At 56.4% G+C, this 15,003-nt stretch carries 16 protein-coding genes and 1 other RNA gene; 2 read left to right on the top strand and 15 right to left on the bottom strand.

The annotated features are described in order from the left end of the window. Positions 1-7: 7 nt before the first annotated feature. Together ABI171_RS20600 and ABI171_RS20595 are read right to left on the bottom strand one after the other, a co-directional pair. The gene (locus tag ABI171_RS20600; RefSeq protein ID WP_348094543.1) at positions 8-526 is read right to left on the bottom strand and encodes a cytochrome C oxidase subunit I; all 519 of its coding nucleotides are present in this window, start codon (positions 524-526) and stop codon (positions 8-10) included. An 88-nt stretch (positions 527-614) separates the two neighbouring features. Further along, positions 615-1,385 (bottom strand): SURF1 family protein, encoded by a 771-nt coding sequence (locus ABI171_RS20595; protein ID WP_348094433.1) that lies wholly within the window; start codon positions 1,383-1,385, stop codon positions 615-617. Between the two features lie 39 nt (positions 1,386-1,424). Here ABI171_RS20595 and ABI171_RS20590 point away from each other — a divergent pair, with 39 nt between their 5' ends. Continuing rightward, entirely contained in the window at positions 1,425-1,625 is a 201-nt protein-coding gene (locus ABI171_RS20590) for a twin transmembrane helix small protein (RefSeq protein ID WP_348094432.1), read from the top strand. Positions 1,626-1,759: 134 nt separating this feature from the next. On the opposite strand, the gene ABI171_RS20585 is transcribed toward ABI171_RS20590, so the two are convergent. From ABI171_RS20585 to rnpB, 13 genes are all read right to left on the bottom strand, one after another. Further along, entirely contained in the window at positions 1,760-2,620 is an 861-nt protein-coding gene (locus ABI171_RS20585; RefSeq protein ID WP_348094431.1) for a cytochrome c oxidase subunit 3, read from the bottom strand. A gap of 61 nt (positions 2,621-2,681) precedes the next feature. Beyond that, positions 2,682-2,897: a DUF2970 domain-containing protein gene (locus ABI171_RS20580; protein WP_348094430.1), complete on the bottom strand. Its 216-nt coding sequence runs from the start codon at positions 2,895-2,897 to the stop codon at positions 2,682-2,684. A gap of 32 nt (positions 2,898-2,929) precedes the next feature. After that, positions 2,930-3,511: a cytochrome c oxidase assembly protein gene (locus tag ABI171_RS20575; RefSeq protein WP_348094429.1), complete on the bottom strand. Its 582-nt coding sequence runs from the start codon at positions 3,509-3,511 to the stop codon at positions 2,930-2,932. A 179-nt stretch (positions 3,512-3,690) separates the two neighbouring features. After that, on the bottom strand, positions 3,691-5,304 hold the full coding sequence (gene ctaD, locus ABI171_RS20570; protein WP_348094428.1) for a cytochrome c oxidase subunit I: 1,614 nt from the start codon (positions 5,302-5,304) through the stop codon (positions 3,691-3,693). 15 nt (positions 5,305-5,319) lie between these two features. After that, the gene (gene coxB, locus ABI171_RS20565; RefSeq protein ID WP_348094427.1) at positions 5,320-6,492 is read right to left on the bottom strand and encodes a cytochrome c oxidase subunit II; all 1,173 of its coding nucleotides are present in this window, start codon (positions 6,490-6,492) and stop codon (positions 5,320-5,322) included. A gap of 32 nt (positions 6,493-6,524) precedes the next feature. Next, positions 6,525-6,980 carry a DUF2244 domain-containing protein gene (locus ABI171_RS20560; RefSeq protein ID WP_348094426.1) on the bottom strand — a complete coding sequence of 152 codons (456 nt, stop codon included), beginning with the start codon at positions 6,978-6,980 and terminating at the stop codon, positions 6,525-6,527. Between the two features lie 350 nt (positions 6,981-7,330). Continuing rightward, entirely contained in the window at positions 7,331-7,780 is a 450-nt protein-coding gene (locus tag ABI171_RS20555; RefSeq protein ID WP_348094425.1) for a DsrE family protein, read from the bottom strand. Between the two features lie 133 nt (positions 7,781-7,913). Beyond that, complete coding sequence (locus ABI171_RS20550; RefSeq protein WP_348094424.1) at positions 7,914-9,023, bottom strand: tetratricopeptide repeat protein; 1,110 nt, start codon at positions 9,021-9,023, stop codon at positions 7,914-7,916. A 145-nt stretch (positions 9,024-9,168) separates the two neighbouring features. Beyond that, positions 9,169-10,311 (bottom strand): enoyl-CoA hydratase/isomerase family protein, encoded by a 1,143-nt coding sequence (locus tag ABI171_RS20545; RefSeq protein ID WP_348094542.1) that lies wholly within the window; start codon positions 10,309-10,311, stop codon positions 9,169-9,171. A gap of 17 nt (positions 10,312-10,328) precedes the next feature. After that, a complete protein-coding gene (locus tag ABI171_RS20540) occupies positions 10,329-11,129 on the bottom strand; it encodes an enoyl-CoA hydratase (RefSeq protein ID WP_348094423.1) in 801 nt (266 codons plus the stop codon). Next, on the bottom strand, positions 11,126-12,286 hold the full coding sequence (locus tag ABI171_RS20535) for an acyl-CoA dehydrogenase family protein (protein ID WP_348094422.1): 1,161 nt from the start codon (positions 12,284-12,286) through the stop codon (positions 11,126-11,128). The genes ABI171_RS20540 and ABI171_RS20535 overlap by 4 nt, the downstream gene beginning before the upstream one ends. Before the next feature lie 199 nt (positions 12,287-12,485). Continuing rightward, a complete protein-coding gene (locus ABI171_RS20530; RefSeq protein WP_348094541.1) occupies positions 12,486-13,001 on the bottom strand; it encodes a fasciclin domain-containing protein in 516 nt (171 codons plus the stop codon). A gap of 176 nt (positions 13,002-13,177) precedes the next feature. After that, positions 13,178-13,503, bottom strand: an RNA gene (gene rnpB / locus ABI171_RS20525) — RNase P RNA component class A. 229 nt (positions 13,504-13,732) lie between these two features. Here rnpB and ABI171_RS20520 point away from each other — a divergent pair. Continuing rightward, complete coding sequence (locus ABI171_RS20520; protein ID WP_348094421.1) at positions 13,733-15,001, top strand: D-amino acid dehydrogenase; 1,269 nt, start codon at positions 13,733-13,735, stop codon at positions 14,999-15,001. Positions 15,002-15,003: the final 2 nt, after the last annotated feature.

Below are 15,003 nucleotides of genomic sequence, written 5' to 3'. Positions count from 1 at the left end.
GGCAAGCTTATCCTATCGCCGAAGCGCGCAATAATTTGGACAGGTCTTTTTTAACCTTGTTCGGATCGGCATCCTTGGGGAAGCGCATCATCAGGTGCCCGAGCGGATCGATCAGGTAGATGTGATCGGCAGCGCTGGTATCTGCTTCGACCGGCAGCCAGGCTTTCAGCAACTCCGGTTTGACGCGCAGCAATTTGGTGCCATCGTATTCGCGCATCACCATGGTTTCCAAAGGCTGGTCGTCGGTGATCAGCCAGACGCGCTCGATGCGTTCCATTTCCTTGCCCTGCATCAGGCGCAGCTGGCGCATTTCAAACAACTTGTCCTGGCAAGCCTTTTGGCAATCGCTGCCGTTGACCTGCACCATCAGCCATTTGCCCTTGTAGGCAGCCAGTGATTCAGGCTTGCCGTCGAGCGTGGTGCTGCCTAATTCGGGAATCGGATAGTCGCGCGGATCGATCAGCGCGCCATAGTTGGTGCGGCTTTGCGGCTTGATCACGTAATACGTGAAATAAGAAGCGAGCATGGGCGCCGCGCATACGGCGATCACCGCAAACAGTTTCCAGCGGCCGCTCTTGCGCTGTTTGCCATCCGCAGTTGGCGGATTGGCCGGATTAGCCGGATTGCTGATCGGCTGGCTTGTTGGTATTTTCTGATCCACGTCTAAATCCTGTCACAACAAAAAAAATGAAGGCCATGGCGGCCAGCGCATACCACTGGAACGCGTAGCCGCGGTGCCGTTCGATCCCCAGCGATGGCCGCGGCCATGCGCGCTGCATATGATCGCCGGCGTCGCTGGTTTGTTCGACCACGAACGGCTGTAGTTTGAATTTGCTGGCTGCGGCAAATCCGGTGATGCCGAGATTTTGCACGATGGCTTGCGGTTGCAGCGGGCTGGCATCGCCCAATTGCATGACATGGCCGAAATCGCGCCTGGCCAGCCCTTCTATCTCGACCGTACCGGCCGGCGTCGGATAAGACGGCAGCTTGCTACGGTCCGACGGATCGCGCGGCAGCCAGCCGCGCGCCACCAGGACATAACTATCCGAACCGGCGATCTTGAACGGCATCAGCACATAGAAGCCGGCCACGCCGTTCAACGGCCGGTTATCCAGATAGACCGGCCAGCCGCCAATAAATTCACCGCGCAGCGCGAGACGCCGGTATTCAATCTGATCGACATCGGCCGCGGCATCGCCCAGCCTCAACACCGGCTCGGATTCCCGTTGCAGCAGTTTGCTTTCAATCAGCTGCTTCTGGTCGCCGCGCCGGGTTTGCCATTGTGCCAACGCGATACCGAGCGCCACCAGCAATACGGTCGCCACAAACGGTATCAGCCGGAAGCGGAATCTGCGTCGGGTGCCGGAACTGGAGTCAATCCGCATTACAATATCGCCTTAGTCAACATTTCCCCCGGCAAAAAAATGAAAATCGTTGTCGCCATTGCCTTCATCCTGATCCTCGGCAGCCTCGCCTCCGCATTGATATTCCTGATGCGCGACAAGGGCAAAAGCAACCGCACGGTACAGGCCCTGACCTGGCGCGTCGGCCTGTCAGTGGCATTGTTTCTCATGATACTGATCTTGTACAAACTGGGTTATATCCAGCCGACCGGTTTGCATTAACAGCGCTCGGACTAACCAGACTCCCGAACCCGTCGTAAAAAAGGCCGCACCGAAGTGTGGCCTTTTTTTATGCGCTGCCGCTTGTGCTGCCAGGCAGACAAGCGCCGTAATCCGGCGCCGCCTTGCTACCGGCTTTACAGCCAGTACACCACTACATACAGACCGAGCCACACAACGTCGACAAAGTGCCAGTACCAGGCCGCGCCTTCAAAGGCGAAATGGTGGTCCGGGGTGAAATGTCCCTTGAGTACGCGATACAGCACCACCGACAGCATGATGGCGCCGATGGTGACGTGGAAGCCGTGGAAACCGGTGAGCAGGAAGAAGGTCGAACCGTAGATGCCAGAAGTCAGCTTCAGGTTGAACTCGGAGTAGGCTTCCATGTATTCGGCCGCCTGGAAACCCATGAAGGTGGCGCCCAGCAGGATGGTGGCGAACAGCCAGGCAGCGGTCTTGGCACGGTGGCCGGCGCGCAGCGCATGGTGGGAAATCGTCAGCGTCACGCCGGAAGTCAGCAGCAGGAAGGTATTGATGGTCGGGATCGGGAACGGCCCCATGGTGGTGAACGGGTCAATCGTACCGGCCGGCCCGGCGTTGCCCCAGTGCGCCGCAAAATCAGGCCATAGCACCTTGTTGTCCAGATCGCCCAGCCATGGCATCGAGATGCTGCGGGCGTAGAACAAGGCGCCGAAAAATGCGCCGAAGAACATCACTTCGGAGAAAATGAACCAGCTCATGCTCCAGCGATACGAGGTATCGATGCGGGCGCTGTACATGCCGTTTTCGGATTCGCGGATGGAATCGCCGAACCATTTGAAGAGCACAACCAGGAACGACAGGATGCCGATCACGCACAACTCGGGGCCCCACACCACGCTATTGACCCACGCAGCGGCGCCGGCCATCGTTGCCAGCAGCGCCGTGCCGCCCAGCACCGGCCACCTGGACGGGCCAGGGACGAAATAATAAGGTGCACTGCCTTGTTGAGAACTCATTGCCATCTCCCGATACAAATATAATTAGTTGCTGTCAGTTATTGTGCTGCACTTATTTGCGTTACTTGGCGACCACCAGTTTCACGATCGTGATCAATATCCCGATAAAAATCAATACGCCGAGGATAGCGGCGATAACGACATGGATCGGATTCAGCCCGGCCGCATCGCTTTCATAATCTTTTCTCTTGCGCACACCGAAAAACGACCAGAAGACCGCCTTCATGGCGGCGCCAAACGAGGCTTTACGGTGGCTTGCTTCCTTCAGATCCGACATTTGATACCCCTGCTTAGGCCTGGCGTTGACGCTTAACTTGTCGGCTTGTCCGGCTGACCTGCAATCTCAAAGAACGTGTACGACAGCGTGATCACCGTTACATCTTTAGGTATAGCAGGATCTATGTAAAACACCACCGGCATTTCCTTGGCCTGGTTCGGGCCCAGAGTCTGCTGGGTAAAACAGAAACATTCGACTTTCTTGAAGAAAGCCGCCGCCTGCTGCGGCGCGTAACTCGGAATCGCCTGGGCGTCCATCTTGCGCGCCTGCTTGTTCACCACCTCATACATCACCGTGGTCATTTCGCCCGGATGCACCTGCAGGCTGCCGACCGTCGGCCGGAAACGCCATGGCCCCTGCGAATTGCCGTCGAATTCAATGGTGATGGTGCGGCTCTTGTCGACCTGGGTATTGACCGGCGCTTCCACCGTACCATCCTTCGGCGTCAGATAATTGACGCCGGTGATTTCGCAGATCTTCTTGTAGACCGGCACCAGGCCATAACCGAAGCCGAACATCATGACGGCGATTACCATCAGCTTGCCCAGCATCTGCCAATTCAGCTTCCTTGATTCGACCTTCGCACCGCTATCGTTATCCGCAGGATTGGTCATCTATTTGAACCACAACATCTTGACGAAGATCGCAATGAAGAAACTCAAGGCAAGCAAGCCCACCAGCAAGCCGGTACGCAGGTTATTCGGTTTTTTCTGCTGACTCATATTGCTTACCCGTTGGCTACCCGTTATACATCCATGCAGAACCGGCGGGAATCTGCTTCCCGCCAATGCCATTATTTAAAGACCGGCGGCGTTTCGAATGTATGGAACGGCGCCGGGCTAGGCACTGTCCATTCCAGGCCTTCGGCGCCTTCCCATGGCTTGTCGGCTGCCTTCTTGCCGCCCTTGATCGATGGAATGATCACGAAGAACAGGAAGTAGACCTGCGTCAGGCCGAAACCGAAAGCGCCGATCGACGCCAGCATGTTGAAGTCGGTGAACTGCGCCGGATAGTCGGCGTAGCGGCGCGGCATGCCGGCCAGACCCAAAAAGTGCATCGGGAAGAAAGTGACGTTGAACCAGACCAGCGAATTCCAGAAATGGATCTTGCCGCGAGTTTCGTTGTACATGAAACCGGTCCACTTCGGGCTCCAGTAGTAGTAGCCGGCGAACAGTCCGAACAGGGAGCCTGCCACCAGCACGTAGTGGAAATGGGCCACCACGTAGTAGGTATCCTGCATCTGGATATCGATCGGCGTCACCGCCAGGATCAGGCCGGTGAAGCCACCCATGGTGAACACGAAGATGAAGCCGAGCGCGAACAGCATCGGTGTTTCGAAAGTCATCGAACCGCGCCACATGGTAGCGATCCAGTTGAAGATCTTGACGCCGGTAGGCACCGCGATCAGCATCGTCGCGTACATGAAGAACAGCTGGGCAGTCACCGGCATGCCGGTGGTGAACATGTGATGCGCCCAGACGATGAACGACAGGATCGCGATCGAGGCGGTAGCGTAGACCATCGATGCATAGCCGAACAATTGCTTGCGGGCGAACGCCGGGATGATCTGCGAGACGATGCCGAAGGCCGGCAGAATCATGATGTACACCTCGGGATGACCGAAGAACCAGAAAATATGCTGGTACATCACCGGATCGCCGCCGCCGGCGGCGTTAAAGAAGGAGGTGCCGAAGTGACGGTCGGTCAGCGTCATGGTGATCGCGCCAGCCAGAACCGGCATCACGGCGATCAGCAGGTAGGCGGTAATCAGCCAGGTCCAGCAGAACATCGGCATCTTCATCAGCGTCATGCCAGGCGCGCGCATGTTGAGGATGGTGGTGATGATGTTGATCGAACCCATAATCGACGAAGCACCCATGATATGGATGGCGAAAATCGCCATGTCCATGCCAGGGCCCATCTGGGTCGACAGCGGTGCGTACAGAGTCCAGCCGGCGGCGGTCGCGCCGCCAGGCACCAGGAACGACGTCAGCAGCAACAGCGCAGCCGGCGGCATCAGCCAGAACGAGAAATTGTTCATCCGTGCAAACGCCATGTCTGAGGCGCCGATTTGCAGCGGGATCATCCAGTTGGCGAATCCGACGAAGGCCGGCATGATCGCACCGAACACCATGATAAGACCGTGCATGGTGGTCAGCTGGTTGAAAAACTCCGGCTTGAAGAATTGCAGGCCGGGCTGGAACAGCTCGGTGCGAATCATCAGCGCCAGCACGCCGCCTGACAGCAGCATGGTGAACGAGAACCACAGGTACAGGGTGCCGATGTCCTTGTGGTTGGTGGCGAATAGCCAGCGACGCCAGCCGTGCGGGTGCTCATGTTCGTGACCATGCGCGTGGTCGTCGTGAGAATGATCGTGTGCGTGATCGACTGCGGTAGTGCTGCTCATCTCAATCTCCTGATTTTATTTACGCGCAGCCAGCACTTCTGCCGGTTGGACAATATTTTCTTGTGCCTTGTTGGACCAGTTGTTGCGGGTATAGGTAATCACCGCAGCAATTTCGGTATCCGACAACACGGCTTTCCAGGCAGGCATTTGCAACGCACCGTCGATTTTGCCGTTCAACACCACATTGATCTGTGCAGCACGCGGGCCGTTCACGATCGGATCGCCGTCGAGTGGCGGGAAGGCGCCAGGGACACCCTTGCCGGTCGCCTGGTGGCAGGCCGCGCAATTTGCGGTGTACACTTTTTCGCCGCGCTGTTTCAGCTCGTCGATGGTCCAGGTCTTGTTCGGATCGTCTGCCTGCGCAGCCATTTCCTTTTTCTTGCCATCGACCCAGATCTTGTAGTCGGCGTCGCTCAGGACATTGACCACGATCGGCATGAAGGCGTGGTCCTTGCCGCACAGTTCAACGCACTGGCCGCGGTAGACGCCGACCTTCTCTGCCTTGAACCAAGTGTCGCGGACGAAACCGGGAATCGCATCCTGCTTGACGCCGAAGGCCTGGATCGTCCATGAGTGGATGACGTCGTTGGCAGTGGTGATGATGCGGATCTTCTTGTTGACCGGCACCACCATCGGATTATCGACTTCGATCAAATAGTTGTCGTTCTTCACCTTGGTGGAGTCGACGATCTGTTCGTGCGGCGTAGCCAGGTTGGAAAGGAAGGAAATGCCGGCGCCATCGCCGTTCAGGTAGTCGTAACCCCATTTCCATTGCATGCCGGTGACCTTGATGGTGATGTCGGCATTGGAAGTGTCCTTCATCGCTACCACGGTCTTGGTGGCCGGCAAAGCCATACCGATAACGATCAGGAACGGAATCACGGTCCAGGCGATTTCAACGCCGGTGCTTTCGTGGAAACTGGCCGACTTGTGGCCCAGCGATTTGCGGTGTTTGAGGATGGAGTAAAACATCACTCCGAACACGGCCAGGAAAATAACCAGGCAAATGATCAGCATCAAATTATGCAGATCGTAAATTTGCTGCGCAATTTCTGTTACCGGCGGTTGAAAGTTCATCCCTAGTACTTTAGGACCACCCGGGCTATCGACCACCGCCCATGAAGGCATTGCTGCCGACAGGAGCGACGCACCGAGCGTCAACGATGTAAGGCGCTTCGCATATTCCATGATTTCCTCAAAAGCCCAAAATTATAATTTTATCAACCACCAGGCAATGATCTGCGCTGTATCTCCTGCCTTAACTCTCGCACAAACTCACGCCGCTTCCATTCCGTCAAAAACTGACCGACTTCTACCCGGGTGCCTAGTGCTTCCAGGCCGATAAGGCCCTTCTTGGTCTCCTGCACAGCAATCCGGATGGAACGCAAATCCAGTTTAAATTGTCGAACTTCCTGCGCTTGTATCAGTTCTACAAGCAGATAATCATCCAGCATCGCGATGTGTTCACGGTCCGTGGCATGCCGCGCATAGATCAAAAACGCGGCTGCGACTGCCGACATCTCCAGCACCGCGAACAATAAAACAAACCAGGCCCCGCGCAAGGCAAAACCAAGCGCAACGGCCATCGAGGTGGCACAGAGGATGACATAAAAAAAACCAAGCTGGCGCGGCGCGATAGCGCAATTACGCCGCAAGTCCCATTCTCGCTTAATCATGATGCACCATCGACATCAATCATGTTGCCTGTACGCACAAGCTAAAACCTTTGAAGTATAAGGGCTAATCGAACTTGTTATCAAGGAGAATCAAATCCCCCGCGCCAGCGTCGCTAAACGCCCTGAAACCCCGATTTCAAGCCGCTTAGCGAGGCAAAATCCCAACATCGACCATATGCTCAATAGCAGATTGTTGATAGTCGATATATGCGCAGGCCGGTATATCTGTCAGGATAAAAACAGGATTTATGAGGCAGATTGACAACTTTTTCCTTTATACAGCAGCTCTTCTCCCTACTTCAAAAAAACAATTAGGGTCAGAGTCGATTTCTTTCTTACCGAGCGGCCGATCATGGCCGCAAATAAGCGTAGCCCTGCGATTGCAGGTCAGCCAGCAACACCACACCACCTTTATCGGCCACGCCGAAATGCGGCAGCAAGTCTTTCAGCGCGACGTTCTGCGCTTTCATGGTATTGATGCAGGCGCTCATTTCCAGCCCCATTTTTATCAACTGGCTGACAAGCGCGCTGAAATCCTGGCTTGCCTGCGCGAGATGGAACGCCTTCAGCGCCGGGCCGTGGATCACCAGCGCAATTTTCACCTTGTCCGGACCACCCATGCCATCGTAGTGATTCTGGATGTTGCCGAGCACGAAACCGGTTTTATCAAGCTCGCTCAGGTGATAGGCGACTTTGGCTTTATCCACATTGGCGGCATTGGCGCGCGAGGTGGTCGCGGCGAGGACGGAGGCCGCACCGATTGATGAAAACATGGTCCACAGGATGCTGCGTCGTTGCATCTTCGCTCCCGGTCGGAAAATAATGAAAAATTAGCTGGTCAACGCCAGATTAATTGGCCGTTCTCAAACTGATCTAGTCAAACTGTGCATGGCTGCTCCTTGCTCTACGCCATAAGTCTGATGAAAAGCCTATTTATTGAATACCAGGTGCAGCACCAGCTTGCCTCATTGGACGAGCACTGATTTTTTTAAAATTTTCAACCAGCGATTTAATCCCAGGCTGATCACAACCACCCCGCTGGATTTGCCCATCGACCGTCGCCTTCACTTTAGCCAAACGATCATCCAGCATTTTCCGGACATCGGCCGGCTGCATGCCGGGATTAAGACGCGCAGTTTCGTTGCCTGCCACATTACCGGCAAGCACCAGATTAGTGACATCCAGCTTTGGATCGTCCGGACCACGACAGGCAGTCGCTGCGAAGAAAGTGGCAAAATAAGCTTCATACAATTTGACGGGATCAATCGCCGATTGGCTATTCGATTGTGTACTGCCTGTCGCATTGACCGGAACGGCAAGACTACCTGCGCTCCCTTGCTTGGCCCTGAGATTCTGCACATAGTGCAGCTCATTCATCGCCTTCGTGTCATTCTTGTCGATATCCAGACATTGCCTATACATCTTCTCGGCATCATCCAGCCGATTCTGTTCGACATAGACAAAACCCAATCCGCGCCATGCACGAGATAGGTCGAGATTTTTTTGCTCGGGCGGAGAAAATCCGGTCGCCGATTCTTCGGCCTCTTGAAATTCCTTCATGGCCATTGGCCAATTCTTTTCACGCTCATATATGTTTCCCAACTCCGAATGGAATTGGGAATTCTGAGGCGAGAGCGCCAGCGCACTTTGCAAAGCAGACTTTGCTTCGTCGATACGCCCCATATCCTGCAACGCGTAAGCCTTCAGAAAATAGCCATAGGCCCAGTTCGACGATTCCACCAAGGCAGAGCCCGCTTTCTTGTTCGCTGCCTCCATAAGATACATCAGCGATTCTGTAGAGAAACGTGCGCTGTAATATCTGATATTTGGATCATTGAACTTTCCTTCGTAAAGCGCGATTACCTGTTCGCTTTCGGCCAATGCTTCCGCAGCTTTTTTTTCCCGAACAAGGCGCGTCCCATCGTTGATCAACTGGGTTGCCTTTGCATCAAGTTCGGACTGTACCGACTGGACGCCCTCTGCCCATGTAGACGGCAGATGAAGTAACGCGAGACTGAACAGAATTATTTTTAATATTTTCATTGATCCCTCACCGTAGAAAACCAATTGCCATGCCCATGCAACGCGGCCAAGCATATCAGACGATAAGGCGCCCGCACGGATAGCAAGAAAACAGATCAGAGCAGGCTAGCGAATGAAAAAAAGCTAGTGGATACAAGCAATTTATTTATCGTAAATCTACTAATGGATGCGAATCTGCGGGCCATGGATCATCGAAGAATCCGTTACCCCAGTCGTTGCCGACTTCGGCCAATGTCGCCGGCTGCCATTTCGGCTGCCTGTCCTTATCGATAATCAATGCGCGTATGCCTTCAGCGAAATCGGCGCGGGCAGCGCAATGCAGCGACACCACATATTCCAGCCGGAACACTTCCGCCAGCGACATGTGCAATGCAAGCTTTTGCAAAGCATGCGATAACCAGGCCGAGGCGGGACTCCCTGCGACCAGGGTTGCGACACCTTTTTGCAGCCATGCATCTTCCGTTTTCAGCGTGATGATATTTTGTACCACCTCGTCCAATGTCGGCGCACTGCAAAGCTGATGAATCAATTCAAAATGCTGGCGCAACGGCGTTGCTGCCGAGGCGAACATCGCTGTTGCCTTGTGCTCGGCCTCCAGCAATACGCGGCTCAGTAAAACATCATCCTGGCGGCCGTCCCACGGCTGTGCCAGCAAAGTCGCCAGCAGCGCCTGTTTTTGTGCATGATCGATCTGGTAGTCGGCCAAGCGGGCAAAGATAGCGTCGGCGGCGCCGATGGAAGCGCCGGTGAGCGCCAGGAACAGACCCAGCTGGCCGGGCATCCGGTTGAGGAACCAGGTGCCGCCGACATCGGGGTACAAGCCGATCGTAATTTCAGGCATGGCCAGCCGCGATTTTTCTGTCACCACGCGGTGGCTGGCGCCGGCCATCAAGCCAATGCCACCGCCCATCACGATGCCATGCGCCCATACCAGGATCGGCTTTGGATAAATATGAATCAGATAGTCGAGACGATATTCCCGCTCGAAGAAATCGCAAGCGTAGGTATTGCTGGTGATGTCTTCGCGTTTGGCGCTTGCGTGCTGGTCCAGCATGGTGCGGTACAAGCCTTGCAGGTCGCCGCCGGCGCAAAAGGCCTTCTCGCCGGCCGCCTGCAGCACTACCATCGCGATGCCGGCGTCGTCAGCCCAGACGCGCAATTGCGCATCGAGCAGATCGACCATTTCCAACGATATTGCATTGAGCGTCTTTTCGACATTCAAGGTAGCCACGCCGATACGTTTGCCGTTCTGCGCAGCCAGCTCTTCAAACAAAGCAGGCGCTGCCATTTTCACTGCATCTTCCATTATTCATTACTCCAGACGGGCGGGCGCTTTTGCAGGAAAGCATTCACGCCTTCTTTTTGATCTTGCGTATCGAACAGATCGAGGAATAGTTCGCGCTCCACCGGCAACAAGCTGGCCAGCGGATTGGCGCGGGCGCCCTGGATCAGTTTCTTGCAGGCGCTGATGCTGGAAGGGCTTTGCCTGGCGACCTGTTCGGCCAGCGCCAAGGCGCGCTGTTTCGCTTCGCCTTTTTTTACCAATTCTTCCACCAGGCCGATACGTAATGCCGTTTCGGCATTGACCCGCTCGCCGCATAGGATCATGCGCTTGGCCCAGCCTTCGCCCACCAGCCAAGGCAGGTTCTGAGTACCGCCTGCACATGGCAACAGGCCAACCGCCGCTTCCGGCAAGGCCATCTGCGCATGCTCTTCGGCGATGCGCAGATCGCAGGCCAGCGCGCATTCCAGACCGCCGCCCATGGCGTAGCCGTTGATGGCGGCAATCGAGACGCCGCGGAAGGCGGACAAGGTTTCGAATGCTTCGCCAAAGCGGCGCGCCATTTCACGCGCCATGACTTTGTCGCCGTCGGCGAACAGTTTCAGGTCGGCGCCGGCGCAAAAGAATTTTTCACCGTCACCGGTCAGCACCAGGCTGTAGATGTTCTTGTCGGCGTTGAGGGCCTGCACCAGCCGCGTCAGGTCGCGCAGCGCATCACCGGTCCAGGTATTCGCCGGTGGATTGGCCATGGTCACCACTGCCGTGTAGCCGATGATTTCCAGCCGCAGGTTGGTATAGCTAGTTTCAGTGAGGGAGCTGCTCATCGGATGTCCTCGTTGGATGCGTTGCCAAGCAACTGGCGCGCAATAATCACGCGCATGATTTCATTGGTGCCTTCCAGGATCTGGTGCACGCGCACGTCACGGAAATGGCGCTCCAGCGGATACTCGCGGATGTAACCGTAGCCGCCGTGGATTTGCAGCGCCTCGTTACAGATCTGGAAGCCGATATCGGTGGCGAAGCGTTTCGCCATCGCGCAATACGTCGTGGCATTGGGGTCCTTGGCATCCAGCTTGCAGGCGGCCAGGCGCACCATCTGGCGCGCTGCGACCAGCTCGGTCTGCATGTCGGCCAGTTTGAATTGCAGCGCCTGAAAATCCGACAGCGGCCGGTTGAACTGGCGGCGCTGGCTCATGTAGGCATGCGCGGCATCGAGCGCGGCTTGCGCGGTGCCAACCGAACAGGTGGCGATATTGATGCGGCCGCCATCCAGGCCGCGCATCGCCAGGCGGAAGCCCTCGCCTTCCGCACCCAACAGATGGTCGGCAGGGATCCGTACATTATCGAAGCTGATGGTGCGCGTCGGCTGGCTGTTCCAGCCCATTTTTTCTTCCTTGCGGCCATAGCTGATACCTGGCGCATCCGCCGGCACCAAGAATGCCGACACGCCATGCGCGCCGCCGGCGCCGGTGCGCGCCATTAGCACCAGCACATCGGTGGAACCCGCGCCGGAGATAAATGCCTTGGAGCCGTTGATGACGTAGTGGCCGTCGACCCGCTCAGCGCTGGTTTTCAGTGATGCGGCGTCCGAGCCGGAACCGGGTTCGGTCAGGCAGTAGGAGCCGAGCTTCTGGCCGGCAGCCAGTTTCCCGCACCAGTGCTGTTTTACCGCCGGCGTCGCCCAGTTGGCGATCATCCAGCTCACCATGTTGTGTATCGTCAGGTAAGCCGTGGTCGAAGTACAGCCGCGCGCCAGCTCTTCGAAGACGATGGTAGCGTCCAGCCGTGACAAACCCAGGCCGCCCACTTCTTCCGGTGTGTACAAGCCGCAAAAACCCAGTTCGCCGGCCTTGGCGATGACGTCGACCGGGAAAATCGCTTCGGCGTCCCATTTGGCCGCATTCGGCGCCAGTTCTCCTGCGGCGAAATCACGCGCGGTCTGCTGGAATGCGCGTTGATCTTCTGATAATTCAAAGTCCATGGTGGTCTGTCTCCAAAGCGGATAGGTATTGTTGATTGCTGCTGACGGCAATTTCTTTCTTCCAGCAGAATAACAATAATTGACGTTAACGTAAACGTCACCCAATCCGTTGAGACAAAAAAAGGCGACGGGGAGAATGCCGTCGCCTAACTCGCTGCCACTGAAACGCTTGAATCCGATTGATCGGCCTGATGACTGCTTATTTAGGCAACAACACAGTATCGATAACGTTGATCACACCGTTCGACTGGTTGACGTCATAAGTGCTGATGTTGGCGACATGGCCACTGTCGTCCATGATGGCGATGTTGTGCGGACCGTTCTGTTCGAAAGTCAGCTTGCCGCCGCTGGCGGTCGCCAGTTCAGCCTTGCCGCCGCCCTTCTTGATTTCGCTTTCCAGTTTGGCGTAGCCGTAACGGCCTGGCACCACGTGGTAAGTCAGGATCTTGGTCAGGGTGGCCTTGTTTTCAGGCTTGATCAACGTTTCCACCGTGCCGGCCGGCAGTTTGGCGAAGGCGGCGTTGGTCGGAGCGAAGACGGTGAACGGGCCTTTGCCCTTGAGCGTATCGACCAGGCCGGCAGCCTTTACCGCGGCCACCAGTGTGGTGTGATCGGCTGAGTTGACGGCGTTATCGACGATGTCCTTGCTGGGGTACATGCTTTGACCGCCCACCATGACGGTGTCTTCGGCATGGGCCGCGCTGGCGGCGATCATGGCTGCGGATAAAGCCAAAGCATAGGTAAGTTTGCGCATGATGATTCCTTAGAATGAGAGTCAGTTTTCGGAGCCTGCACAGTCATATACGCAACTGTCCCGAAACTGGATTCGCCGGATTCAAAAAATCATGCAAAAGATGTGATGGCGATGCGTTTTCCGCATCAGCCGGAAGAAAATGAAGTAAGCCGATAGGCCGGATTCTGTTACGACGCTAAGGCTTGCGCCCTCGCGTTATGACAACCATTCCTCTAGGCGCTGGATTACTCCAGCGCTCCAGCTCTCTACCCGCACGCTCCGCGAGCAACATCAACGCGTGCCTATTTGAGATTGCTCCGAGTGGAGGTTACCGCGTTTCACCGTAACTTAATACGCTCGTCTCTGTGGCCCTATTCCTCACCTCACGGCGGACGGCCGTTAACCGTCACCCTGCTCTATGGAGTCCGGACCTTCCTCCCGCCGGCGCCTTGCAGCGCCAGCCAGCGGCTGTCTGGCTTACTTCAGGCGGCATTCTACCGCAAAGCTGGGTGCAACTCGCCGATTAACATCGATATGCATTGATATTCGCTGATATTTTATTAAGTTTAGGGATAGGATCCGATCGACGATGCCAAATTGGCATGAGACACCATACATAGTCGCAAGTATAGTATTTGGAGTTTATTGCAGTGCAAAACTGAAAGCGGCAATGAACCTCATCGATTGACTATTTCCGCAACGGGACAAAATACATGCACATCTGCGTACTAGGCGCCGGCATCGTCGGCGCGACCTCCGCATATCGTTTGCTGGAAGCCGGCCATCAGGTGACCCTGGTTGACGCCGCCGCACAGCCCGGCAGCCAGACCAGCCTGGGCAATGGCGCGCAACTGAGTTATTCGTATGTGGCGCCGCTGGCCGATCCGTCGGTGTGGACGCACTGGCCGGAGTACCTGTTCAGCGCTGCGTCGCCACTAACCTTGCAGCCGAAAATGGATCCGGCGCAATGGCGCTGGCTGTTGAAATTCCTGGCGGCGTGCAATGGCAAGCGGGTCCGGAAAACCACGGTTGATCTGCTGCGATTATCGTTCTTCAGCCGTGCGCAATTGACGCAGCTGACCACGGCCATCCCGTTCGATTTCCAGCACCGCACCGCCGGCAAACTGGTGATGTACGCCGACGCCAAAGAACTGGAAGGCGCCCGCGAGCAGATTGAATTCCAGGCGCAGCACGGCTGCCAGCAAGAAATCATCGACGCCGCACGCTGCCTGCAGATCGAACCGGCGCTGGCCAACGCCAGACGCGACTGGGCCGGCGGCGTTTACACCGCCAGCGAAGAGGCCGGTGATTGCGCATTGTTTTGCCGGCAGCTGGTAGCAGCGATGTCGCGACAACCCGGCTTCCGCTTCGCGCATTCGCAACGTATCGGCAAACTGGAAATGCGCGATGGCGCATTGATCGCAGTACACGCAGGCGCTGAAAAAATTGATGCCGAGACCTTCGTCCTGGCGCTAGGTGCGGAAAGCGCCGGTTTTGCACGTCAGGCAGGATTCTCCCTATCGCTCTATCCGCTCAAGGGTTACAGCATCACCGTGCCGTTGAACGATGCCGCAAGCCAGGCCGCCGCGCCGCAAGTATCGATTACCGATCTCTCCAGGAAGATCGTCTACGCGCGCCTCGGCGACCGGCTGAGGGTGGCCGGACGGGTAGAACTGGTGGGCATGGATCGCAGCATCCCTGCTGCTGCAATCGACGAATTGAAACGCGGCGTCAACGCGCTGTTTCCCGGCTGCACCGACCTGTCCGACAATAACAGCTTGTCGCCATGGAGCGGCTTCCGGCCGGCAACGCCAAGCGGCGTGCCGATCATCGGCGCTTCGCCGGTCAAGAACCTGTATCTGAATATCGGCCACGGCAGCCTTGGCTGGACCCTGGCGCATGGCAGCGCAAGCTTGCTGGCGCAACTGATCGGCGGCGAAACCACCGCCATCGACGCCAGCCCTTTTTCATTTAGCGGATAGGA

The sequence above is a fragment of the Collimonas sp. genome, assembly GCF_039923675.1.
Taxonomy (GTDB): domain Bacteria; phylum Pseudomonadota; class Gammaproteobacteria; order Burkholderiales; family Burkholderiaceae_D; genus Collimonas.
Note: the sequence above shows the minus strand (reverse complement) of the source record. Positions and strands in the feature narration are given on the sequence as shown.

Bases quoted from the DNA above. Each gene is read 5' to 3' on its own strand.
- ABI171_RS20600 (WP_348094543.1), bottom strand. From the start codon at position 526: ATGCTCGCTTCTTATTTCACGTATTACGTGATCAAGCCGCAAAGCCGC.
- ABI171_RS20595 (WP_348094433.1), bottom strand. From the start codon at position 1,385: ATGCGGATTGACTCCAGTTCCGGCACCCGACGCAGATTCCGCTTCCGG.
- ABI171_RS20590 (WP_348094432.1), top strand. From the start codon at position 1,425: ATGAAAATCGTTGTCGCCATTGCCTTCATCCTGATCCTCGGCAGCCTC.
- ABI171_RS20585 (WP_348094431.1), bottom strand. From the start codon at position 2,620: ATGAGTTCTCAACAAGGCAGTGCACCTTATTATTTCGTCCCTGGCCCG.
- ABI171_RS20580 (WP_348094430.1), bottom strand. From the start codon at position 2,897: ATGTCGGATCTGAAGGAAGCAAGCCACCGTAAAGCCTCGTTTGGCGCC.
- ABI171_RS20575 (WP_348094429.1), bottom strand. From the start codon at position 3,511: ATGACCAATCCTGCGGATAACGATAGCGGTGCGAAGGTCGAATCAAGG.
- ctaD (WP_348094428.1), bottom strand. From the start codon at position 5,304: ATGAGCAGCACTACCGCAGTCGATCACGCACACGATCATTCTCACGAC.
- coxB (WP_348094427.1), bottom strand. From the start codon at position 6,492: ATGGAATATGCGAAGCGCCTTACATCGTTGACGCTCGGTGCGTCGCTC.
- ABI171_RS20560 (WP_348094426.1), bottom strand. From the start codon at position 6,980: ATGATTAAGCGAGAATGGGACTTGCGGCGTAATTGCGCTATCGCGCCG.
- ABI171_RS20555 (WP_348094425.1), bottom strand. From the start codon at position 7,780: ATGCAACGACGCAGCATCCTGTGGACCATGTTTTCATCAATCGGTGCG.
- ABI171_RS20550 (WP_348094424.1), bottom strand. From the start codon at position 9,023: ATGAAAATATTAAAAATAATTCTGTTCAGTCTCGCGTTACTTCATCTG.
- ABI171_RS20545 (WP_348094542.1), bottom strand. From the start codon at position 10,311: ATGGCAGCGCCTGCTTTGTTTGAAGAGCTGGCTGCGCAGAACGGCAAA.
- ABI171_RS20540 (WP_348094423.1), bottom strand. From the start codon at position 11,129: ATGAGCAGCTCCCTCACTGAAACTAGCTATACCAACCTGCGGCTGGAA.
- ABI171_RS20535 (WP_348094422.1), bottom strand. From the start codon at position 12,286: ATGGACTTTGAATTATCAGAAGATCAACGCGCATTCCAGCAGACCGCG.
- ABI171_RS20530 (WP_348094541.1), bottom strand. From the start codon at position 13,001: ATGATCGCCGCCAGCGCGGCCCATGCCGAAGACACCGTCATGGTGGGC.
- ABI171_RS20520 (WP_348094421.1), top strand. From the start codon at position 13,733: ATGCACATCTGCGTACTAGGCGCCGGCATCGTCGGCGCGACCTCCGCA.